Source organism: Alteromonas sp. BL110, assembly GCF_003443615.1.
In the GTDB taxonomy this organism is placed as follows: Bacteria; Pseudomonadota; Gammaproteobacteria; order Enterobacterales; family Alteromonadaceae; genus Alteromonas.
This window is the reverse complement of the sequence record NZ_CP031967.1, coordinates 4,246,851-4,270,457: the sequence shown is the minus strand read 5'-3', so window position 1 is coordinate 4,270,457 and position 23,607 is coordinate 4,246,851. Positions and strand designations below refer to the sequence as shown.

The window sequence follows — 23,607 nt, the reverse complement described above, 5'->3', positions numbered from 1 at the left end:
TATGTGGACTAAACCTGCGAGGAAAAAATGAAAACCGAAGACCTTTCTGTGTTTGTAAAAGTCGCTGAAGTCAATTCGATAACGGCAGCGGCTAAGAAACTTGATATCAGTTCATCTGCTGCAAGTATGGCCATTAAGCGTTTAGAAGAGCAGCTTGGCGTAGCGCTATTTGTGAGGAGTACACGCAGAATTAGGCTGTCCCATGAAGGGGAACAATACTTACCGATGGCTCAACAGGCGCTAAATACACTCCAGCAAGGTTTATCACTCATTACTGAGGAAAAGCAAAGTGTTAATGGTGAGCTTCGCATGGCGATGTCTTCGGAAATGGGACGTAATTTAATGCGCGAACTGCTGAATAAAGTGCAGAGTGAAAACCCCGAACTTTCGTTACGACTACATGTAAGCGATAGCCGAGTAGATTTTTATCGGGACGGTGTTGATGTAGCGCTTCGTGCAATGACCAAAGAAGCAGTAAAAGAATCACAAATGTATGGCTTTAAATTGTGCAACATTCCACACGTTATTTGCGCATCGCCCGAATACCTTGAAAAGTACGGTGAACCGCTAACAGCAGATGAACTTAACCAGCATAATGCCTTACTCTATAAACTTTACGATCAAACCCATAACACATGGGAATTGGTGAAAGAGAACGAAAAAATTAAGGTGAAAGTGCGCAGCAACCGCGCGGTGAACGATGGAGACATTGTTAGGCGATGGTGCGTCGACGGTATGGGCGTTGCCAAAAAATCAGTCATCGATGTGGCCGAAGATTTATTAAGCGGTAAATTAAAGCGGGTGTTGCATCAGTATCAGGTTCCATTAACTGAAATGTGGATAATGTTACCCAGCCGACATTTGATCACCCCCGCAGTAAGATTAGTTAGAGATGAATTGAAATTGGTTATCGAAGACCGTCGACAAAAGCTTATAGAAAAAGGCTTGCTTAATGAAAGGGAATGGCCGTGCTCTTAACAGTTTGATAGCGGCTCGGTCTTTATTCACTATCTCAATGTCGAGACATCAAAGGCGCTATCTCACTGCTTTTAAGCGGTTTATGGTGCAGGTAGCCTTGGACAGAGTCACAGCCCATTTCAGCAAGGGCCTGCTGCTGCTCTTTAGTTTCTACGCACTCGCCCAAAGTGGTCAACTCTAAGCTTTTCGCAAGCATTATGATGGTGTTAACAATACCGTCATTAGAGCTTGATTGCCCTAATTGAGAAACGAAGCTACCGTCAATTTTAAGCTTGTTGATAGGAAGTGTGCCTATGTAGCTAAGGCAAGAATAGCCAGTGCCAAAATCATCGATGGAAATGTTGAGGCCAATTTTTTTCAGCTTTTTAAGAGAAGTTAATGCAAAGTCCGTAGAGCTAATAAATGTATTTTCAGTTAGCTCAACTTCCAATAAATGTGGTGGGACATGATACTTACTCAATACCTCTTCGATTTGCTCTGCACAGTCTAGCTGGATCAAAAAGCTTGCAGGTAAATTGACCGCCACCGGTACTAAACTTAGCCCTTCATCTAGCCACTTACGAATTTGTTGGCATACATTTGAAAGTACCCAAGTAGTAAGAGGGTTTATTAATCCCGCCTCTTCAGCAACGGGGATAAACTGAGATGGCGCGATATCAGTGCCTTCGTCGTTCCAGCGTATCAACGATTCTAGGCCGATAATTCTACCACTACGTATGCAGACCTGAGGTTGATACACTAGCGAGAATGCGCCCTCTAGTTTAATCGCTTGTCGAATTCTACTTTCTAAAGATAGACGAACCAAAGACTCTTCAAGCATTTCAATATTAAAAAAGCTATAGCCCCCAGGGCCTTTTTCTTTAGCATGATACATGCTCGTATCAGCGTGCTTTAATATTTCTATTCCCGTTTCTAAGTTCTTTTGATGTAGTGCAATGCCAATACTGGTTGAAATGTGAAGCTGGTTGCTACCTATTGCCATTGGCTGGCTAAGGCTCTCGATAATTTCAGAAGATAAAGCAACAAGCTCATCATGTTCGGCAACATCCTCTAGCATTATTACAAACTCATCACCACCCCAGCGGCAAACGCAATCTTTTTTGGTAACTATTGCCGTTAGCTTTTTGGCCACGATAATTAAGACTTCATCGCCTACATCATGACCTAGCGTGTCGTTAATAAGTTTGAACCTATCAAGATCGAGAAACAAAATAGAAAGGGCAGTGTTTTGGGCATTAGCTTTGTTTACGGCTTCATCTAACTTTTCTACAAACAAATGTCTGTTTGGAAGTTGGGTTAGAGCATCGTAGTTCGCTTTTTGATATAGCTGCCTAGTGCGCAGTTCTACTACTCGCTCTAATTCTGTGTTCTGGGCTTGAAGCTGAGCTTGATGATCTTCTACAGTGGCCAGAATGTGATTAACACCTTTAAACAGTTCACCGAGCTCATCATCTCTTCTATCAGGCAGGCGTTTAGCGTACTCACGTTTACTTCCTACAAACTTAACAAGAGAAATAAGTTGTTGAATCGGTTTTGACAGAAAACTCTGAAGTCGCCAGTGAAAGAGGTAAGTAAATAGCATACTGATTATGATCACGCCTAATACGACATACATAGCATGTTGCTGCTGTTGCTCTAACGAAGTTGTGCTTGCGGTAAGTATGAGGTAACCAATTACTTCATTGTTAAATTCTATGGGCTTGAGGTAATAAATCAGGTGTTTACCGAAAGTTGCGCCTTCTTTCACAGTCGAAGGCGATATATCTCCTTGAAAGTCATCCATGGTATAGCTTGCAATGACCGTGAATGCGTCGTCATAAACTTTTGCACTTTTTATCGCGGGTAGTTTAGATGCGGCATCAAGTAATTCTTGAGTGGTTTCAACATCGCTAAATAAAACGGATGTACTTGTTGCGGACGCAAGAAGGGTAGACTGGTTGTCTAATACATCTACCAAATTACTTTTGTAATCGTCGACGAAGTTGTTGTAAAGCAGCCCTGCTACTAGGCACAAAGAGAAAAAATTAACAACGAGAACAGCGAGAAGTTGTTTGGTGAAAAACGAGGAGCGTCGAAACATTACTTGATCCTCGCGACTTGTAACAGCTTAGCGCTAATCTTAATGTCTAATTCGTCTGCTCTTGCTATATCGATTTCAAACCTGAGTTTTTGGTTTTCAGTGTAAAAGCGGAAAACAGGGGCTGCACCAGTTAAAGTATCGCTTTCTGTAATCAATACGCTGTTACGCAAATGGGCGACCGTTAAATCATCACTTGTAGATAAATAAGTCATATGACAGGCGCTGGCGTCTTTACTATCAGATACTACAACGCTTGCTTTTTCCTTTTCTCGGGTTTTTACTAATGCATCGAAAAACGACAAAAGCTCATCGTTCTTGTGAATACAAAAAACGGTAGGAACAGACTCATTGCGCTCCCATGTAATAAACTTGGTAAAGTTGTACATGTAAGCGGCTTTAAGCTTATCAATTTTAGGGAGTTGGGCAATAGCGTTGGAACAGAGTAAGCAATACACGACTGTTACCCATGTTGTTTTGACGACAAAAGCGGTTATAAGTTTAATCACACAGTTTACTTAAAAAAGGGTCGACAATTGAAAGCCAAATCGCCACAACTCTTTGGGTTGAGGGCCATTTAGATTTTGATATACCGGTCTACTACCACTTAGTTGCAGTTGCAGCCAATCAGTAGCAAGGTAGTTTACGCCCCCGAACAATCTTACTTTACTCCCACCATATAATTCTGGATTAGTTATACCTGCAGGGTAGGGAAAATCACCATCAACAGTTATTTCATCGTCTCGTCCGTGAATTGAATCTGCATAGCTCAGTTCTGCGCCGGCAAATAGGCTGGTTTCTTGCGAAATAACAAAATTGTATTTGCCGTTAAGTTCGTAGTTGTTGCCTAAACGATAGTTTCTATCGTTGTCACCGGTACGAACTCTGGCCGAAAACATAATAGAAAACGGGTAACGTCCTTTATTTTGATAGCCTATTTCGAAAGGGAAATCATATGTGCCAGAACCAAGTTGCATAGTGTAGGGAAGTTGCTGGTCACCGGCAGCGCGCGGCGTATCTCCCTCTTCATCAATTGAACCTGAAGGAAGACTAATGCCGCCACTTAACCAAATACTGTAGTTTTCGTTCGACGCGAACTCATAGTGCCCAGTAACGACGACATCGCCTAATCCTTCAGATGAAATTAAAAACTCATCATATCCGGGCACCACGCTAACATGATCGGTTTCTTGCCTAATTAACGGTATCTGAATGCCTAACTTGATGTTGCTTCTTACTTGATAACCTATTTGTACAATTTTCGCATATTGATTAATGACGGTAGGCACAACCGGGAAGTTCTCTTCAGTTCGGGGTTCTTCACCAGGGCTAAATAGTACTTCATCCAGTGATACATCGCTGTCGTCAATCATATAACCGTCAAACTCAGCAGCTTTAAACTGTAAGGATAGTGTCCACTTTCGTTTTTCTAAACTGTCAGCATTGTCACTAACATTCACGTTGAGTAAATCTTGGAAGCTCATTTCAGCAAATTCTGATGGCGTGCTTTGTGAGTAAGCGAACCCGCTGGTAAAGATAAGAGAGCATGGAAATATATAGCGTAGCAACATATTAGAACCGCTGAAAAAGAGATGTCTGCATAAGTATAGGGTAGTATACGGGAGTTAAGAAACCTTGCTTATTAGTCTTTAGTATTGTTTTTGTTTTTAGTGTTTTGATTAATAAGGAAAAAATTTATTTAGCACTGAAATAAAAAAGAGGCCAATTCGATATCGGCCTCTTTTTAATTCATCTAATAAATTCTATGTTTTTAACAATTAAAAACGATAGGCCGCTGTTAGCCTAAAGCGCTGCGGCGCACCTGGTTCAACCCACACATCAGCAAACGAGTTAGTGTAAAACTCTTCGTCAAATAGGTTGTCTACCGCTACTTTAACCGATAGGTTCTCAATAGGCTCTATCTCAGCAAACGCACGCACTGTAGTGTAGCTTGGTAAGTAGAAGTCAGTGGCAGTTTGACCTAAGCGTTCGTCTACATACAATAGTCCAGAACCAATACGCACTGGCATATCTGCTAAAGTAAGACCCTTACTTAGCTGGATACTTAATTGGTTTTCTGGAACGTTTATTAACGGGTCTCCAGACTCAATTGCCGAAACAAAATTAGCATCCGCCGCATCGTTTGTGCTTTCTGCATCAACGAAGGTGTAGGACACCCAAAGCGAAACGTTGTTTTCAAACTCTGCGTTAATATCTAGCTCGATACCGCGGCTTCGCGCTTCGCCTGCTGGTGTTAAGAAAAAGCCATCTGATGCTTCTTCACTGTCATCAAACACCAGGATGTTGCTTTGCTCAATATTAAATAGTGATAGCGTGATATCGCCTCGCACGTTGTCAAACATTGACGTTAAATCGGTTTTAAGGCCAATTTCAGCAGATTCTGATTCGTTCGGCTCGAAAGGGTTACCTGCAAAATCAGAACCTGTTAACTGACGGAAGCCTTCGCCGTAGGTGGCATAAACGCTGGTGCTGTCGTTAAACACATAAACGGCGCCCACTTGCGGCGAGAAACGGGTATCATCTTGCGACGTAGTGCTTACCGGGCTTGCTAAGCGATTATCTATTTCTTGTTCAAACTTATCAAAACGACCGCCTAAACGAATTTGAAGGTTGTCGGTAAGGTTAATTTGGTCCTGAAAGTAAACGCCCCAAGCTTCTTGTACTTCTAGGCGGTCTAGATTGTCAGAAAGCTCAACATCGGGAAGCGGTGAGTAATCAGGGTTGAATATATCGACCACAAGGTACTGATCTAAGTCTAAATCGTTAATGTCGGTATCGCCTGAGAAAAAGGGTGGGCGATAGCGCAGAATCACCTGGTCGTTTTCAAATTTATCGTAGTCAGCACCAATAATAACGCGATGGGTTAGTGAGCCTGTTTCAAATTCACCCGCAATTTCGCCTCGTAATACAAGGTAATCAGTTTCAAAGTTACGATAACGCTTAAAGCGTGATAACAATACTTGATTAGGGTCGATAAATAGCGTTTGACGGCCACCAAAATTATTCTCTAATGCATTACCTTCAAACGTGGTATCACGCAACCCTGCACCTAACAATAAGTTCCAGTCATCAGCTAGCTTGTGAGAAACTTCAATTTGATGACCAACAACTTGGGTATCGATAGTGTCGCCATTCGGATCGCCAGTAAAGGTTTCAATGGGTTGATGGCCTAATTCGCCGTCAATAGCCACTACACCGCGATCAAAAGGAATCTTTTGTTCTGTGTACTCTAGCTCGTAAGTCATGGTAGTATCTGCCGACGCTTCCCAGGTTACCGATGGATAAAACCCAAAGCGCTCGGTTTCTACTGTATCGCGGAAACTTTCTGCGTCTTCATAAAAACCAACTAAGCGTACGCCAACATTCTCAGATGCGCCCGCAACAGTTTGTACGTCAGCTTCAACACGCATTTGCTCCCAGCTTCCGTAAGTGGCTTTAACTTCACCTCCTTCACGAAACTGAGGACGTTTAGTTACTAGATTAATTGCGCCACCTGGCTCACCACGTCCGAAAAGCGCTGCTTTCGGGCCTTTCAATACTTCTACGTGATCAATGCCAGATAAGTCACGAGGACCGCCGAAGCCACGACCTGCGTTAAAGCCGTTTACCAGAAAGCCGCTTGGTAAGTTTTCGTCCCCTGAAAAGCCACGAATTGCAAAGCTATTCCAAAGGCCGCCAAAATTATTTTGTCGTGCTACAGATGCCGATAGATCTAGTGCGTCATTCAAATTAATAGCACCAGCATCGCTAAGTAAGCCTAAGTCTATATCTTGGGCAGCTGCAGGTACCTCTTTGTATTCAAAAGCCCCTTGATACGCGCGGTGCATACCGTGCACGGTTATTTTTTCAACATCAGCTTCATTTTGGTTGTTATCGCTTTGCGCTAAAGCCGACGTGCTTAATAAAGCTGATATAGAGGCTGCAAGTGATGTTTTCACCCAACTAGTTTTCATTCTTCTTTTCCTGTGCGGTTCTCGTGTGAGCTTTTAGTGTTTGGTGTAAATTGTGGTAGTGCCTCAAAGCTTTCCTGAGAAAATTCAGGCTCTTTGAAAAGGTGATAGTAATAAAATTTTCGTAGCGCCTTATGAAAAGCGCGTACATCATTTTCATAGCCCACCATGGCGCTTACATTAGTATCAGCAGCGCTTGATAATAAACGTTGCGTAAGCAAGGAAGGAGAAAGTAAGGCTACGTAGCTTGCAATGGTGTCTCTTTGAAGCGTGGCGGCCCTGATAAGCTTTCGACAAGTCACTAGCCGTTTGGTCGCCCACTTGTTGAAATGCGTAGTACCATTTCCAATTAAATGAGCTGTCTCGTTCAGGGTCAAATTCTGTGTAGTCGGCCCACTGTGGATGCGTGGCTATGAATGCACGCCACGTGTCTTCAACGGGCTTATCCCACGCGCTATTTACTGCTTCGCGTTGGGTAAGCACAATGTCGCCGCCTTCAGGTGTTTCAACCACCGCATTAATTACCGTGTGTGCGGTCACAGGAACAACAACAGTGGTAACAAGCCAAACGCCCAGCATTATAGAGGCAAGGTGCGTTGCACTGAAATTTGCAAAACGTTTTGCTGCGCCAATCACAAGAACAATGACACTCCACAACGCAATGTTACCTATTACTATTGCGCAAACGGTTAATAGAGAGGGTAAAGATGCACCGTTAATTAATCCGAACACCACAAATGGAGCGAGCGTAACAAGCGCTAAAGGAACTAAGGTAACTAATACTCGTGATGTCCATATCGCATGGGCATTGCGTGCAGTTACATTGAGCAAATCGAAGCGTCGGGCTTCCCGTTCCTTTGCTTTTAAATCGTAAAGTAGCAATATGATAAATAATGGCAGCAATACGCTGGTCACAAAGGCAAAATCGAAACGCCCTAAAAACGCAAGCTCGGGGTTGTCGGTATCGCTTTCGTAAATTTGCCCTTCTAACGCAAGCATGCGTATACGGTGCTTCCAAGGAAATACATCTCTTTCACCTACGGCAGCAAAAGCCAGCGGGGAAGGGGGGGCATAAGTCAGATGAAAGGCGTAATAAGCAACCATGCCGAAGTTCGACTGGTGAGTGATAACGGCTTCACGCTCTATTTGGTCTTTTTCTAGTAAGCGTTCAATAGTGGCTTGTTGTTCGTGCATTTCTGCATAACCAGACCACAACGACACCGCGCTTAAAAGAAATACGACTAATAACGTAAGTTTTATTTGACGGTGACCAAAAACAAAATTAGCTTCACGTTTAAGATCGGTAAAACGCATCATGGGTTTAACCTCCTAACAGCCGCTTTTAAAAGCAGGGCGGTAATGCATACCCAAACAAACAGTTGTAGAAAATAGATAAGCGCGTTTGAAATGCGTGTGTTTGCTGCTTCAGGTTTGAAATTAAACTCGGCTAGCAATGCCCAATTATCTGCATCCACAACAGCTTTATCAGCCGCTTCTTCGCTTGCGTTGCGGTTCATGTCGAGTTTGTAGTCCAGCTTTTCAACATGCACTTTATTTAGCCCTTGCACGAATTCAAGGCGCAGAGCTTCTGCTTCTCGTAAAAAACGATGATGGGTTTCAAGGCTGGTACCCGCTAATATTGTAGAGATTGCGCGAACGGCAACGGTAGGCGATAGCCAACCAAACTGACGTGCAATATGTGCTTGTTCTAACTCTTCACCCATTCTGTTTTCGGCAAATTCATTAAGCACTTTTGCCTGTCTGCCTTCTGAATACTGAGCAACAACACCGCGGAAATTAACAGGCAGGTCGTCTACGGAATCCACATTGTATTTTGCTAATAAATCTTCTTTTAGCTTTTTAAATGCAGGGTCGTCTACGTCGTGACCGTCGCCCAAACTTCTAAGCTTTTCTTCTACTTTGAAGTCCGCTTCAAGCTTGCCAGTAGAAGGGGCGGCATTCGTTGCTACGCTGCTTCCCAAGCGAGGAAGTAACACACACGCGGCCATCCAAATAACAATAAGCATGGTGAAGCTAACACTGCTTTTTTCAAATAACGCTGAGCACGCGGTTACAACAGTAGCCCATAGCAAGAAGTAAACGGCGTAACTTAAGCAAAATAGCATCACCACGAGCGGGCTTTCGCTTGAAAAAGCTACATACAAGCAGGCCAGCAGCAAAGGGAGTAAGAACAAACCGCTAGCTGTAATTAACGCTAAAAGTTTTCCTAACATTAGCTGCCAGCGCGTAGTGCCTTGTGACAACAACAAAGTAAGTGTGCCGGCCTCGCGCTCTCGAGATACGCTGCCGTAACCAATGAGAATAATAAACAGCGGCGCAAGTACTAACGCAAGGAAGCTAGGGGTTAAGCTACTAAAACGCGTAAGCCCAACCGATTGCCTCTGCTCGGCAAACATGGCGCTATTTTGTCGATGCCCTTCTAAGAAAATAGCGTTACCCGTGTAGGTGTCTACACCAGGTTCAATTACGCTTAATGGAGTAGGGGCACGAAAAACATAATGACCGTAATGCACCATTCGGTGAGGGTGCTTGTCAGGCTGCGCTTTAAAGCGTTCTTCTGCTTCAGTTTGAAGGTGCTCTCTAGCGTGCGCGGCTTCCTCAATGTGAAATGCATTCACAACCAATGCCGCAAGGGTCAGTATCGCCCCTAGCAACAGCACCGTAGCGGCGACTTTCGTGCGCAGCCAATAGCGCCACTGATCTGCACAAATGGTTTTAACTACACTAAATATCATGCTTTGCGCCCTGCAAATGCTGCGTGTACCGCTTCAGTATCAATAGGCGTATCGCCAACACGCTCGAAGGAGCCGGTTAGCTTACCGTTACTTAAAAGCACAATACGGTGAGCGACTTGACAAGCGCCATACACGTCGTGGGTTACCATAAAAATGGTAGCGCCGTTGGCCGCTAGTTCAGAAACCAACGCATTAAACTCGTCAATGGCGGCAGGGTCTAGGCCTGATGTGGGCTCATCTAAAAACAGCACAGGGGCATTACGCAACAAAGCAAGGGCAATTGCGGTCTTCTGGCGCATACCTTTCGAGTAGTTTGATAACGCCTTATTCCATGAATCTTCTTGAAGCGCCACTTTGCGAAGTGCTGCAAAAATGTCTTCGTCTGATTTTTCTACACCAGCTACCGAAAGAAAGTAACGGATATTTTCCCAGCCAGAAAGGTGACCATAAAGCGTTACAGATTCAGGTAAATAAGCGACAGACTTTTGAACATCGTTAGGGTGAGTAGTGGCGTTGTGGCCCAAAACAGTAGCGCTACCACTGCTTGCCTTCATCAAACCTAAAAAGGTTTTAAGGGTAGTAGATTTACCAGCACCGTTTCCGCCTAAAAGTGCAAAAACTTCGCCCTTGCCAACATTGAAGTTTAGATTGTCTAAAAGCGTGCGGTTTTCAACGCGCACGGTCAGCGCATCTGCGCATATTACTGAATTTGTTTGCATTGTATAACGTGCTGTAACTGAAATTAGATAGCAATGTTATAATATAACGAAATGAATGGGAATACGTTTTACTATCAAGTGAGAGTGGAATGACCAATCAAACAGAGAAAGTAGAGCTTGAATAGAAAAAGTGTTGATTATGTGAATGAAAATAACTGGTTGATTGGTTGTTGGTCACCTCAATAGATTAATATTTCCTCTCTATATAGATGATTTCCAATTTTTACCAAATTTAGTGAAATAAATAATTAGCTTTACCTGTCTTATACCAACATCAATAAATGCTACTTACATATCTAAAAATAGAGAGCCATAATGGAATTTACACATAAGCGCACCATTCAAATTACAGCGTCGTTATTATTACTACTAGCAGTAACACAGGCTGTCTTTACAGCGCTTTACAGCAGCGGAATTAGCTTTTCAAGGCAGTATGCCTGGGGATCTGAAGCCGTAATTTTTACTGTGCTAGCTGCTTTTGCTAGTACCGCTATGGTGCAGGCAAAAAACGCCCAGCTAGGCTGGTCGGCTATTACTTTTAGCGCCGTTCTAAATATTGTGCAGGTAAGTATTGGCCTAACGTTATTTTCAACCTTCGGTCAAGTTGCTGGTGCAGTAGAAGGCGCTAAACCTTTAATTGGCGGCGTAGTATCTTTGTCTTTCATGATTTACTACGCGGCTAAATTACTATTAGGATTAGCAGCCGTCGTTTTCGGCCTATCTTTTGTGGCAAAAGGTGGTAAAGCAATTGGAGGTTTAACAGCTGTAGCCGGTTCAGTAGCTATGCTTTCTAATGCCATATTAATTATATTTGGTCGTGATGGATTTCTACCATCGGGTGTAGCTGGCGCTTCAGGTATGATTGCAACGTTACTATTGGCTATCTGTTTAATCAGCCTAAACCGCAAAGCAGACTAGCACTTAGTATCTTTCACATAAGGTACTTTACTAAGTAAAACATCGGCGTGTGTTAGTGGTCGGTGGGGGCGTGAGCAGTGGCGTACTGTTTAGTGTATCTAACCTGCCGCTAACGACTTTTTTAAATTATTAATGTTGCGTCGATAGTAGGGTGACAGAGGGCGTGTTAATTTCAGAGTATGCTTTCACATTATGGCTCTGGTTGAGAGGAAGTTACTGAGTTTGAGACATAAAAAAAGACGTCATAGGACGTCTTAATTTATTGAATTGGTGGAGCTGGCGGGATTTGAACCCGCGTCCAGAAAATGTCTACCTTTGGTACTACATGCTTAGTTTGTCATTTATTTAACTGCTTGGAACTCCGACAAACAGGATTTCCTTGCAGCTGGCCTAATACTGTTTCGCGGTTCACCCTTAGACAAGGTTCCCTCGCTATCCTACTTGGATGACCTTCCGAATCCCCGCTAGCAGGAAAAGACTAGGGTGGAAGGGCCTATACCGGTTATTAAGCGGCTAGTGCGTAAGTTTCGTCGTTTGCGACTATTTAAATGCGGCTTTTTTAAGAGGCCAACCGCTCCTCTGCATGCACCTCCGGCTTCCTAGATCCTGTCGAATCCTAATCAGCCCCGAGTGTGATTTTCAATAATAACACAAATGTTACGTCATTAAATGCTTTCTTTTAGAAAACGCTTTAAATTTTAAGGGTTTGGCTATAAAACAACCAAAAATAACACTTATGTTTTCAAAAGCTTACTATGCGAGCTAAGAAAACAAAGCTAAGAAAACAAAGATACCTTCATAACAGCAAGCCTATTATCGACTTGACATTGATATGTGGCTAGCAACATTATTTTTCAAGGGCCTGTACTAATATAGGGATAAGAAAGCTTAATGATAGCTTTCTGTTTTAATTAAGCGAGCCATCTGATTAATAATTTTTTAGCGAATTTTTAGGGAATAAGTACCTATGTAAGGATGCATTTAGCGGCAAGAACCATTAAAGTACGTCAGCATAATTAAAAGGCTTGTAGTGTAAATGTCTTCAGATTCCATATTGTATTCTCCTTATACCCTGCCTTGTGGCGTAACGGCGCGAAACCGCCTTGTTAAAGCTGCAATGGAAGAAAATATGTCGAGCATGGGAAACATTCCCGGTGAGTCTTTATATTCACTTTATCGATATTGGGCCCATGGTAATTTAGGCATGGTAATTACGGGTAACGTTATGGTTGATAAAGCAGCTATGACGGGGCCAGGTGGTGTTGCACTAGAAAAAAATACCGATATTACGTCGTTTCAAAAATGGGCGAAGATTATTAAGTCGAATGGCGCATTAGCCATTATGCAAATTAATCATCCTGGTCGACAGGTATTTAAAGCCATGAAAGGCAAAGCTATTGCGCCTTCTGCTGTACCCTTGGATATGGGCAAACATTCTAAGCTATTTGCTCAGCCACGAGAAATGACCTGTCAAGACATCCATGATGTATGCAAGCGCTTTGTCGAAACGGCGAAGCAAGCTGAAAATGCTGGATTTGATGGCGTAGAGATACACGCTGCTCACGGTTATCTGCTTACACAGTTTTTATCTCCATTAACTAATCAGCGTCAAGACGAGTGGGGCGGTTCTATTATTAACCGCGCACGTTTGTTGATAAATATAGTTAGCCAGGTTAGAGCAGTTTGCGCTAAAAACTTCATTGTTATGGTTAAGCTTAACTCTGCGGATTTTCAAAAGAACGGGTTTTCTTTTGACGATGCTTGTGAAGTGGTAAACCGCTTAGAAGCCTTGGGTGTAGATGTGGTCGAACTATCTGGCGGTAGTTATGAAGCGCCAGCCATGCAGGGCCAAACACGAGACGATACCACCCTTGCCAGAGAGGCATACTTTCTAGAATTCGCACAGGCTTTAGTGAGTAAAACCCATATCCCACTTATGACCACAGGCGGTATTAAAAGGGCCGAAGTGGCAGAAGAAGTGATAGAGCAGGGGTGCGCTATGGTAGGCTTAGCCAGTGCTTTAGCTATTACGCCCGACCTTGCTAAAAAGTGGCAGCAAGAATGGTCTTACTCAGGCATTATTCCACACTGTGCTTGGAAAGATAAATCGTTGGCAAGTCTTGCGAATATGGCGATGGTGCGACGCCAGCTCAGACGGTTGGGAAATAACCTAACCACGTTAAGAAATCCGTCTCCACTGTGGAGCCTTATTCTTGACATGCTGCATCGCAAGAAGATGACAAAACGAGATGTTAACTAACGCCGACAAGGTTAAGATGAGGCCATTAAAGCAAGGCTGCTTTACCTACAGGTAGCCTGCTACGTTATGTTTCTTCAACAAAAGCACAAATAAAAACACAGCGTTAAACGCTGTGTTTCATCATTCTTTCTTTTTGGCGTTGCCAGTCTTTATCTTTCAAAGTGTCGCGCTTGTCGTGAGCGTGCTTACCTTTAGCTAGGTGAATTTCTAGTTTCACCCAACACTTTTTCCAATACATAGATGTTGCAACAATCGAGTAGCCTTGGCGGTCACGTGCGCCCATTAAGCGATCTATCTCACGCTTTTTCAGCAACAGTTTGCGTGCGCGCTCAGGTGCAGCGACCACGTGGGTAGATGCTTGATTTAGCGGGCTAATTCTACAGCCTACCAGATACGCTTCGGCATTTTGGATGATGATGTACGCGTCGGTAATGTTTACTTTACCGGCACGAATACTTTTGATTTCCCACCCTTGAAGCTCAAGTCCGGCTTCGAACTTGTCTTCTAGGAAATAGTCATGACGCGCCTTTTTGTTCTGCGCGATATTTCCCGAGGTGTTTTTGTTGGCTTTATTCTTTTTCATGCTGGCTATTATACTGATTGTTCAAAGGAATGTCTTTAGTTGTCATTGTTATCTTATATTGGGGCATTTGGTTCAAAACCGAATACAAGAGATACAAATTTTCTGTGATACAATGCTGCCAAGAGTTTTAATTGTAGTGGGATCAATGCCAAGTATTCATAGAAGCGCGCTTGTAGCTCATAGCGCAGAAGCCATGTTTAACTTAGTCAACGATGTAGCTTCCTACCCTGAGTTTTTACCAGGTTGTACAGATAGTAAAATCCTCGATACCTCAGCGCAAAGCATGAAAGCGTCTTTGCTAGTGGCAAAAGCAGGTATCAAACAGTGGTTTACAACGCACAACGTACTAGAACCAGGTAAAAGTATTCAAATGCAGCTAGTAGATGGCCCGTTTCGTTCGTTAACCGGCGGCTGGACATTTTCAGCGCTCTCTGAAGAAGCGTGCAAAATAGAGCTTAACCTTGAATTTGAATTCAGTAATAAGCTGGCAGAGATGGCATTCGGAAAGGTGTTTAACAGTTTAGCTACTAGTATGGTTACAGCTTTCACTGACAGAGCGCGGAGTGTGTACGCATGAGTAATAAGCTCATCAATATTGAGGTTGCCTACGCGTTGCCCACCAAGCAAACCATCATTGATGTTGCTATTCGTGAAAATGCGACGGTAGAAGAGGCGATTAATGCATCTAATGTGCTGGAGCAGTTTCCGGAAATCGACTTAAAAGCCACAAAAGTAGGTATTTGGAGTCGCGTTGTTAAATTGCGAGATACGCTTCAAGATGGTGACCGAATCGAAATTTATCGCCCGCTGATTGCTGACCCTAAAGAGATTCGAAAACGTCGCGCTGAAAAGGCCAAAGAGGAAGGTAGGGCAGATAAAATTACCGGTGGAAAAGTAAACCCGCTGAAAGCGAAGTCCTAGTTTCGTATCGTGAACTATACGTCTATTACAGATACAAAAATGGCCTTCATATTGAAGGCCATTTTTTTAGAAAAGATAGAAGCTATTAGCTTTTTTCTGAAATGCTGCCTAGCTCCAAGAAAGGTGAGGCATCAATATCTTCAGCATCCATCATGCTAGCAATACGCTGAACGGTAGCTACCATTTGGCTTTGCTCCCATTCTTTTAGCTGAGAAAAACGCTCAACAAAGTGTTCCTGAAGCGGGCGCGGGGCGTCTACCACTGCTTCTTTTCCGCGCTCGGTTAAGAATACGCCCACTTTTCGCTTGTCTTGCGTACTTCTAATGCGCGTAGCTAAGTCTCTAGACTCTAGTCTGTCTAAAATATTAGTGATGGTTGCAGGGCTTAAGTTAATATTCTCTGCAATTTCGCGCACCATAATACCGGGGCGCTCTTCAATATTTTGCATTACTAACAGTTGTGGGCCCGTCAAACCCACGTGTTTACTTAGCTGCTTGCTGCGTAGGTCTACAGCGCGAATAACGCGCCGTAGTGCCACTAATAGTTCTTCTTCTTTTCGCATATTACTTCCAACAAATGCGTAACCGTGTGGTTACTTAAGCAAATGAATAAAATGTTGGTGTTTATGATAATGGTCGATTACGTCATTAATAACGGAAATTTTCGACCAACCCATAATGTCATAGTTCTGACCACCTTCACTCAGGTGAACCTCGGCGCGATAGTACGTTGCCTTTTTGTTTTCGTCCAGTATTGAAGTGTCACTAGGTCCAAATTCCGGCTGTTCTGTCGGCACTAGGTATACCGCGTAGATAAATTCGGGGTCATTACCCATATCAACAGTCAAAATAAGCGCTTCGTCCGTATCTTCAATATTTATATCGAATTGCTGAGACTTAAATTCTTCACCAACTTCTGTTAGTGCAGGCATAACCACCTTATTTACATATCGGCGAACAGCGTTTTCATCAGGGAAGGTAACGATGTTTTCCAATCGGTCTTTCCAGTTTTTATCTGAATCGTTATGCAAAGGCGTACCTGCCATTACCTGCAGACTCTCACGTTTGTAAGATTCTATCCTGAGCGCTTTTAGCAAACCGGAAATAGCAATAAGCAGCACAATAGCAAAAGGCAGAGCCGCTGCAATGGTCATTGTTTGAAGTGCACCAAGTCCGCCAGCATAGAGAAGTATTGAACTGACAATACCTACACCAACAGCCCAGTATACTCGTTGCCACAACGGTGTATCGTTTTCACCATGGGAACAAAGCATGTCGACTACCATTGCGCCTGAATCACACGAGGTTACAAAGAATATGATTACCATAAGTACGGCAATAAAACTAAGAACTGAAGCAAATGGAAACTGCTCCAAGAACACAAACAAAGCAACGGAAGTGTCGTCGTTCACCATCTGTGCCAGTACGTCTTTTCCTTGCACCAAGACTTGATCAATGGCGCCGTTACCAAATACCGTCATCCAAAATAGGGTGAAAGCAGATGGTATAAGTAGAACACCCATAACGAATTCGCGAATAGTTCTGCCGAACGAAATACGCGCTATAAACAAGCCAACGAACGGTGCCCACGCTAACCACCAACCCCAATAAAAGATAGTCCAGCCGCCAATCCAATCGGTTTTTTCATAGGTGTACAAATTAAAGGTGTTTCGTACTATGTCAGACAGGTATGCGCCAGTGTTTTGCATGAAGGCCTGTAGCAAAAATACCGTTGGACCTAACGACAATACAATTAGCAGCAAGATAATAGCCAGAACCATGTTAGTTTCTGAAAGGCGGCGAATACCCTTGTCCAAACCAGTGGTTACCGAAATAACTGCTAGGCCAACTACGCCTGCCATAATAGCAATTTGAACACCTGTGTTTGAGGGCAAACCGAACAGGTAGTTAAAGCCCGCATTAACTTGCGATGCGCCAAACCCTAGCGAGGTTGAAATACCAAATACCGTTGAGGTAACTGCAAATATATCGACCACGTGACCAGGCCAGCCGTAAATCCGGTCCCCGATAAGTGGGTAAAGTGCAGAGCGAAGGGTTAGTGGTAAGTTTTGACGGTAGGCAAAATAACCGAGTATGAGTGCTACCACCGCGTAAATAGCCCACGCGTGGATCCCCCAGTGGAAGAAGGTCGTTTTCATCGCTTCGCGCACGGCGTCTATGCTTTCTGCCTGAGCCGTGGGTGGAGACATAAAGTGCATTAATGGTTCAGCTACACCGAAAAACATTAACCCAATGCCCATACCTGCAGCAAACAGCATACTAAGCCATGTACCGAAACTAAACTCTGGTGTGGCGTGGTCAGGGCCTAGCTTAATTTCGCCATAGCGAGACATGCCCAAATACACCACTGCTAGAACAATGATAGTAACGGTTAGAACGTAAAACCAACTTCCGTTAGAAACAATGACACTTTGCAATTTTTGGAAGACAGAGTCTGCGAGTTCGGGCGTGCCCGCAGCGAAGATTAGTAAGCAGATGATTAACGCAGAAGACGTTATAAACACCGGCTTATTGAGTGGAGATTTCTTTTCGTTCTCAATCACGCAGTAATTTCCTTTCACCTTTTATTTCAACTTAGGTTATTACGGCGAAATATACAGCATGGAGCACTTTTAATAAATATCAGATGAAATAATTCGATTTATATGTATTTTAAAATTTCACTCTGTGCTTCGCGCTCGGGGGCTTCTAAATAACCTTCCAATATTAGACTTTCTGCTATTATTTACTACGTTTTGATTAAATATCAATCGTTAGTGTAGTAATTAATTATAGTTGTTGTATTGTAATATATGATCTTTTTGATATGTGTAGAAAGTAAACACAGTCCGAAGAATAAAAACCAATTGAAGGAAACACACACAAATGCGAAAAACTCAGCTTAGCTGTGCCATCATCGCTGCATTGGCATCTACCTCTTTGGCTGCGCAAGAATCAGACGCGCCTGCTAAACTCGAAACCATTGAAGTTACCGCCACCAAAAGAAGTGAATCAATACAAGATGTACCTGTCGCCGTCTCTGCTTTAGATGGCAAAGCGTTAGAAAACCTTGGTATTGATAACTTTCAAGACTACGTAGAATTCTTACCTAACGTAGTTTTCCAGGGCACGGGTCCTGGACAAAATGAAATTTATATTCGCGGTGCTGCTACCACGCAATCAAGCATCACTCTTTCTTCGGTTCAGGCACTTCAGCCTTCTGTTGCCTTCTATCTAGATGAAATGCCAGTTTCAATGGCTGGAAGAAACTTGGATATTTTCGCTACCGATGTTGAGCGTGTAGAAGTACTTCCTGGGCCACAAGGTACGCTATTCGGTGCAAGTTCCCAGGCAGGTACCGTTCGACTAATTACAAACAAGCCTGATCACTCGGGTTTTGCTGCAGGCTTTGATACCAGTATCTCTACCACCAAAGGCGGTGATATGAGTAACACGGTAGAAGCCTACTTTAACGTTACGCCAACCGACAATTTAGCCTTACGCGTAGCGGCGTACAACGATAGCCAAGGCGGTTGGATAGACAATATTGAAAACGACCCGAATAACGGCGGTTATATTGGCAGTGCAGTGGTTATCGACCGTATATCCGGCGGTGCACTTCAAGCCAAAGGCATTAACCCCGCTGATATGGATGCACGCCGTGGCATTAACGGCTTTGATCGCAGTGAAGCGGCGGTAGTATCGCCAAGAAACAGCGAACACGTTGAAGATAACTTCAACGATGCGGTTTACTCTGGTGCCCGTTTTGGCTTGTCATACATTATTAATGACAATTGGGATGTAGTGGTACAGCATACAGAGCAAACCCTAGACACCGAAGGTGTATTTGCTTACGACCCAACGGTTGAGGGAGAGAGCTCGGCGATTCGCTTCCAAAGCGATGAAAACTCTGATGAGTTTGGCTTAACTACATGGACCTTAAATGGCCGTCTTGAAAAGCTTGATGTGGTATATACCGGTGGTTACTTAGATCGTGAGATAGATACGCTAACCGACTACACAGGCTATACAAACGGTGGTTTGTTCTCGGCATATTACGTGTGTACACACTATGAAACGCCGGATAACCCTGACGATGCCCGTTGTCTTGACCCAACTAAGTATTACAAAGAAGACACTACAAGCACGCGTTTAACGCACGAACTACGCTTTAGCACAACGATGGACACACCATGGCAGCTAACTGCTGGTGTGTTTTATGACGAGCAAGAAGTGGCTTCGGTAGGGCAGTTTAAAATTGCAAGTACTGAGATATTCACTGACCTTGCAAAAACGCTTCAAGGTGATAAAGGTATTAACAGTGATGGTGGCCCTTTCTCACCTGAAATTAGCTTTGTTAACGATGTAACGCATACTATCGAGCAAATTGCAGTATTTGGGCAGCTAGGTTATGAAATTACTGACTCGGTAACCGCTACCTTTGGCGCCCGCTGGTATCAAATTGATGACATATACCGGGGCGCTACTTCAACCCGCGACGTAACAAGTCGTTTAGAGGCCTATGGTCAGGGTGTATTAGACCCAGCAGTTTACGATGGATTAGGTCTTGACGGCCAGGGCGTAGTAGATGCTATCCAAGACGGTTCACTTGATATTAGTCTATTGGGTGATGACGGCGTACTAACGGTAGATGACACTATCTTCAAATTCGGCCTAGACTGGAAAGTAAACGAAAACGTATTGTTATTCGCGAACTATTCAGAAGGTTTCCGCCCACCGGTAACTAACCGTTTAGGCGGTGATGCTGCGGCAAATAGCACGGGAGCGTTTGCTGACTTCCGTGTACCGGTTTATTCAACAACAGATACCTTAGACAACTACGAGATTGGTCTTAAAGGTGACTTCTTAGATGGTATACTTCGCGTTAATGCAACCGGTTATTACTCAGAAATCACTGACTTGCAAACTTCTCGTTTTGATCCGGCTAACATTAGTTTCTTAGTATTTACCGACAACGTAGGTGATGCAGAAGTTAAAGGTATTGATGCTGATATTTCATGGCTTGCTACCGATAACCTAATAATTAATGCGGCGTTTAGCGTGCTTGATACTGAGCTTGTACGCATCAACCCTGAACTTGAAGGTATTGCCGCAGGTGTAGGTAGTGAATTGCCATATTCAGCTGACTTCTCGGGTAACATTAGCGCGCGCTATTTCTTCGAGCTTGAAGGTGGTAAAGAAGGTTTTGTTAACGCATCACTTACCTATACCGGCGATCGCCTTGCAGGCATGGTTATGAATGCCTATGCCATGGAAGACGCCACACGCCTAATTTACGGCACGGGCTCTGGTCTAAAAATTAAGGACGAGGGTGAGGTATTTAATGGTGCAACATATCCAGGCGCTGACGGCGAAGTCATTCGTGGCGGACGCTACATTCAGGAAAGCTACGTCATCGGTAATGTGTCTGTAGGCATGTCATACGAGAGCTGGAAAGTTGAAGCATTCATCGATAATGTTTTCGATAAGTCGGCGATTTTAAACATCGACACGCAACAGTACACGCCTAAAGTTGTGACAAACCGTCCACGTACTATCGGACTACGCTTCTCTTACGACTATTATTAATAGTTGTCGCTGGTTAATTTAACGTTAACCACGCAATAGCATTATTAAACGGCAGACATTAGTCTGCCGTTTTCATTACTAAAGCTAAAAATTTCGGTAGTATCTGTATTTAGTATCTGTATTTAGTATCTGTATTTAGTAACTGACGCGTAAACTAAAAGAGAAGCTGTGCTGAAACGCTCGTATTTATGTATTTAATTAGGCTCATAAAAGCGCGCTATATTTCGAAAATAGAATAATAAAGTAGGCTATGACATCAGAAGAATTTCAACAACAAGTTCGCACTATAAAGCAAGCGCTGCAGCGTGGGCAGTTTTCAATTGCAATGGAAAGCATTCAAACGCTTTTTTCTGCATCGTTGAGCGAGCAGCAAAAAGCGGAAACTCACTATTTAGCAGCGGTTATTCAAAGGCTTTCTAAGCAATATAACGAAGCATTTAAACATATTGATGCGCTACTAGGCCTTAAGCCGGATTATGGAAGAGGTTACCAAGAGTTAGCGTATTGCCAGGAAGCAGTAGGTAATCATCAAGCAGCGGCTAGCGCATTTTTTAAAGCTACGCATTTTAACCCGGCGCTAATTAGCAGCTGGAAAAAGCTCCTAACCATTTATAAAAGCCATGCTGATGTACCCGCAGTAACGATGGCAAACCAGCAAATCGAATATTTGCAGTCACTTCCTGCACCCGTACTCGGTGCTTACGATTTAATGTATGAAAAGCAGTTTTCTGCGGCCGAGCAAGTATGCCGCCAGTTTTTAACTAAGCAAAAACATCACCCTGAGGCAATGATGTTACTTGCTGAAATAGGCATGCAGCTTAAGGTATATAGCGATGCAGAATTTCTCTTAGAAAGCTGCGTTGAGCTTTATCCAGAAAATGAACGTGCCGCTTTAGCTTATCAAAACGTTTTGTCTAAATTAGGTAAGTTTCCTGAAGCGGTGAAGGTAGCGAGGGCGCGTTTAGCGCTTAATCCAGAAAGCTTTGCCATTAAAACAAGCTTGGCCCATGCTCTTGTCGGCGTTGGGCAATTAGATGAAGCAATAAAGTTATACCAAGGTGTACTGTCACAAAATGCTGATAGACCTAAAGTGTGGGTTTCATTAGGCCATGCATTAAAAGCAAAAGGCGATACTACGGATGCCGTTAATGCTTACGAGAAAGCAGTGAAATACGCTAATGATTACGGTGACGCTTACTGGAGCTTAGCTAATACAAAAACCTACAAATTTAGCGACAACATGCTATCGCAGATGTGCAAGCAAGTGGAAGCTAGCTCGATAAAGCTAGACGATAAAATTCACATCTGTTTTGCGTTAGGTAAAGGGTTTGAAGACAAAGGCCAGGCAGATAAAGCTTTCGCCTACTATGCGCAAGGTAATAAGCTTAAACACAGTACGCTACAATTTGATATTGGAAGGACAGAAAAGGCCTTAGAAGCTCAGCAGCAGGCTTTTACAATAGATTCTTTCAATACAAAACAGGGCTGCCAAGCTCCCGATCCTATTTTTATCGTAGGCCTGCCTCGCGCTGGCTCGACATTATTAGAGCAAATCCTCGCGTCACATTCGCAGGTAGACGGCACCATGGAGCTACACGATATACTAGGCATTGCTTCATCATTAAGTCATCAAAAAACACCTTATCCGCTTAACGTTAGCGGACTGGATAGCGCAACGTTAGAAAAGCTCGGTGCCCGTTATATCGAGCAGACTAAAGCCTACAGACAGGGCGCGGCTTTCTTTATTGATAAAATGCCCAATAACTTCATTCACATAGGCTTAATTAAAAAGATACTGCCTAACGCCAAGATTATTGATGCACGCAGAAACTCAATGGACTGCTGTTTTAGTGGCTTTAAACAGTTATTCGGTGAGGGGCAAGAGTTTAGCTATTTACTTAATGATATTGGCCGTTACTATAACGCCTATGAACAGCTTATGGACCATTGGCATCGTGTATTGCCTGGTGAAATTCTTACTGTACAGCACGAAGATGTTCTTGATGATTTGAAAGGGCAGGTTAACCGCATTCTAGATTTTTGTGGGTTAGACTTTGAAGAAGCGTGCTTGGCGTTTCACCAAACCAAACGGGTGATAAAGACCCCAAGCTCTGAACAGGTTCGCCAACCTATCTACAAAACAGGAATGGGCCAGTGGAAGCCTTTCGAAAACTATCTAGCTGAGCTTAAACAAGCGCTAGGTAGAGACATGTAGGTGACAAATAATTAAGTGATAAACAAAAATAATAAAGTCATGGCTGTCTATAAGTCATGACTTTTTTATTTATCGGTCAAAGCGTATCAACAACCTTTTAAGGCTGATACGGTAGCGAAGATTGATGAAGGATAATGCGAATTTTTCCGTCTTCACATTGTTTGAAAACAAAGCTCTTATTTACAAAAATATGGCTGTCGTCTTCGCCGATAAAGTGTACGTTACACTGAACAATGGCAAGCTCACCGTTCAAGATAAAGTCTTCTTTGCTATACCAAACTTTCACCCATGGCTTTAATTTAAAACCATTGTCGTTTGGATATTCGCTGTTACCGCCTACGAAATAAGATAAAGCGCCTTCTTTAGTTGGGCGAAAGGTTTGAGAGCCGAAAGTAAGCGTAGGTTTAAATAGTACTTTTCCATTATCGTAGTCGTAGTTGTCTGACAGTACTTGTGAAGCAAATGCTTTCACGTCGCCACCCTCAGTGTGCACTTTACCTACCGCTACCACATTGTCGCACCAAGTTTGTAGCGCGGTATGAACCATTTCTTCTGTGAACATGTTATTTCTCCTAAGAATGCATGTAATGTTATATTGTATCATTAATGTTGTTCACAATA

The 23,607-nt window shown here is 43.3% G+C and carries 19 protein-coding genes and 1 other RNA gene; 7 read left to right on the top strand and 13 right to left on the bottom strand.

Translation table 11 applies throughout. From position 1 onward, the window contains the following. Nucleotides 1–27 precede the first annotated feature (27 nt). Nucleotides 28–978 (top strand): LysR family transcriptional regulator, encoded by a 951-nt coding sequence (locus D1814_RS18600; protein ID WP_118495135.1) that lies wholly within the window; start codon nt 28–30, stop codon nt 976–978. 34 nt (nt 979–1,012) lie between these two features. On the opposite strand, the gene D1814_RS18595 is transcribed toward D1814_RS18600, so the two are convergent. The 8 genes from D1814_RS18595 to D1814_RS18565 form a co-directional block, all read right to left on the bottom strand. Then, nucleotides 1,013–3,058 carry a bifunctional diguanylate cyclase/phosphodiesterase gene (locus D1814_RS18595; protein ID WP_118495134.1) on the bottom strand — a complete coding sequence of 682 codons (2,046 nt, stop codon included), beginning with the start codon at nt 3,056–3,058 and terminating at the stop codon, nt 1,013–1,015. After that, nucleotides 3,058–3,564, bottom strand: a complete 507-nt coding sequence (locus tag D1814_RS18590) for a YfiR family protein (protein WP_118495133.1) — start codon at nt 3,562–3,564, stop codon at nt 3,058–3,060. The genes D1814_RS18595 and D1814_RS18590 overlap by 1 nt, the downstream gene beginning before the upstream one ends. Nucleotides 3,565–3,573: 9 nt before the next feature. Continuing rightward, nucleotides 3,574–4,626, bottom strand: a complete 1,053-nt coding sequence (locus D1814_RS18585) for a hypothetical protein (RefSeq protein WP_118495132.1) — start codon at nt 4,624–4,626, stop codon at nt 3,574–3,576. 207 nt (nt 4,627–4,833) lie between these two features. Further along, nucleotides 4,834–7,029 (bottom strand): TonB-dependent siderophore receptor, encoded by a 2,196-nt coding sequence (locus D1814_RS18580; RefSeq protein WP_118495131.1) that lies wholly within the window; start codon nt 7,027–7,029, stop codon nt 4,834–4,836. Further along, nucleotides 7,026–7,328: a DUF3526 domain-containing protein gene (locus D1814_RS19770; RefSeq protein WP_332309993.1), complete on the bottom strand. Its 303-nt coding sequence runs from the start codon at nt 7,326–7,328 to the stop codon at nt 7,026–7,028. The genes D1814_RS18580 and D1814_RS19770 overlap by 4 nt, the downstream gene beginning before the upstream one ends. Then, complete coding sequence (locus D1814_RS19765) at nt 7,213–8,343, bottom strand: DUF3526 domain-containing protein (protein WP_332309992.1); 1,131 nt, start codon at nt 8,341–8,343, stop codon at nt 7,213–7,215. Before D1814_RS19765 ends, D1814_RS19770 begins: the two co-directional genes overlap by 116 nt. Continuing rightward, nucleotides 8,340–9,782 carry an ABC transporter permease gene (locus tag D1814_RS18570; protein ID WP_118495130.1) on the bottom strand — a complete coding sequence of 481 codons (1,443 nt, stop codon included), beginning with the start codon at nt 9,780–9,782 and terminating at the stop codon, nt 8,340–8,342. The genes D1814_RS19765 and D1814_RS18570 overlap by 4 nt, the downstream gene beginning before the upstream one ends. Beyond that, nucleotides 9,779–10,501 (bottom strand): ABC transporter ATP-binding protein, encoded by a 723-nt coding sequence (locus D1814_RS18565; RefSeq protein ID WP_118495129.1) that lies wholly within the window; start codon nt 10,499–10,501, stop codon nt 9,779–9,781. The genes D1814_RS18570 and D1814_RS18565 overlap by 4 nt, the downstream gene beginning before the upstream one ends. Nucleotides 10,502–10,816: 315 nt before the next feature. On the opposite strand from D1814_RS18565, the gene D1814_RS18560 reads away from it, so the two are divergent. Further along, nucleotides 10,817–11,419 carry a thiamine biosynthesis protein ThiC gene (locus D1814_RS18560; protein ID WP_118495128.1) on the top strand — a complete coding sequence of 201 codons (603 nt, stop codon included), beginning with the start codon at nt 10,817–10,819 and terminating at the stop codon, nt 11,417–11,419. 268 nt (nt 11,420–11,687) lie between these two features. Here the strand turns inward: D1814_RS18560 and ssrA are convergent. Then, nucleotides 11,688–12,047: a transfer-messenger RNA gene (gene ssrA / locus D1814_RS18555) on the bottom strand. A gap of 408 nt (nt 12,048–12,455) precedes the next feature. Between ssrA and D1814_RS18550 the strand changes: the two genes are divergently transcribed. Further along, the gene (locus D1814_RS18550) at nt 12,456–13,679 is read left to right on the top strand and encodes an NADH:flavin oxidoreductase/NADH oxidase family protein (RefSeq protein WP_118495127.1); all 1,224 of its coding nucleotides are present in this window, start codon (nt 12,456–12,458) and stop codon (nt 13,677–13,679) included. Between the two features lie 103 nt (nt 13,680–13,782). Here D1814_RS18550 and smpB read toward each other — a convergent pair whose 3' ends face one another. Continuing rightward, nucleotides 13,783–14,262, bottom strand: a complete 480-nt coding sequence (smpB, locus tag D1814_RS18545; RefSeq protein ID WP_012518302.1) for an SsrA-binding protein SmpB — start codon at nt 14,260–14,262, stop codon at nt 13,783–13,785. A gap of 145 nt (nt 14,263–14,407) precedes the next feature. Between smpB and D1814_RS18540 the strand changes: the two genes are divergently transcribed. Further along, entirely contained in the window at nt 14,408–14,839 is a 432-nt protein-coding gene (locus tag D1814_RS18540) for a type II toxin-antitoxin system RatA family toxin (RefSeq protein ID WP_118495126.1), read from the top strand. Continuing rightward, a complete protein-coding gene (locus D1814_RS18535) occupies nt 14,836–15,183 on the top strand; it encodes an RnfH family protein (protein ID WP_118495125.1) in 348 nt (115 codons plus the stop codon). Before D1814_RS18540 ends, D1814_RS18535 begins: the two co-directional genes overlap by 4 nt. 85 nt (nt 15,184–15,268) lie before the next feature. On the opposite strand, the gene D1814_RS18530 is transcribed toward D1814_RS18535, so the two are convergent. Then, the gene (locus tag D1814_RS18530) at nt 15,269–15,745 is read right to left on the bottom strand and encodes a MarR family winged helix-turn-helix transcriptional regulator (protein WP_012518305.1); all 477 of its coding nucleotides are present in this window, start codon (nt 15,743–15,745) and stop codon (nt 15,269–15,271) included. Nucleotides 15,746–15,775: 30 nt separating this feature from the next. Then, complete coding sequence (locus D1814_RS18525; protein WP_118495124.1) at nt 15,776–17,746, bottom strand: BCCT family transporter; 1,971 nt, start codon at nt 17,744–17,746, stop codon at nt 15,776–15,778. 322 nt (nt 17,747–18,068) lie between these two features. Between D1814_RS18525 and D1814_RS18520 the strand changes: the two genes are divergently transcribed. Further along, complete coding sequence (locus tag D1814_RS18520) at nt 18,069–20,771, top strand: TonB-dependent receptor (protein ID WP_118495123.1); 2,703 nt, start codon at nt 18,069–18,071, stop codon at nt 20,769–20,771. Between the two features lie 250 nt (nt 20,772–21,021). Next, nucleotides 21,022–22,986, top strand: a complete 1,965-nt coding sequence (locus tag D1814_RS18515) for a tetratricopeptide repeat-containing sulfotransferase family protein (protein ID WP_118495122.1) — start codon at nt 21,022–21,024, stop codon at nt 22,984–22,986. Nucleotides 22,987–23,083: 97 nt separating this feature from the next. Here the strand turns inward: D1814_RS18515 and D1814_RS18510 are convergent, their stop codons facing one another. Continuing rightward, entirely contained in the window at nt 23,084–23,548 is a 465-nt protein-coding gene (locus tag D1814_RS18510; RefSeq protein ID WP_118495121.1) for a hypothetical protein, read from the bottom strand. Between the last annotated feature and the right edge of the window lie 59 nt (nt 23,549–23,607).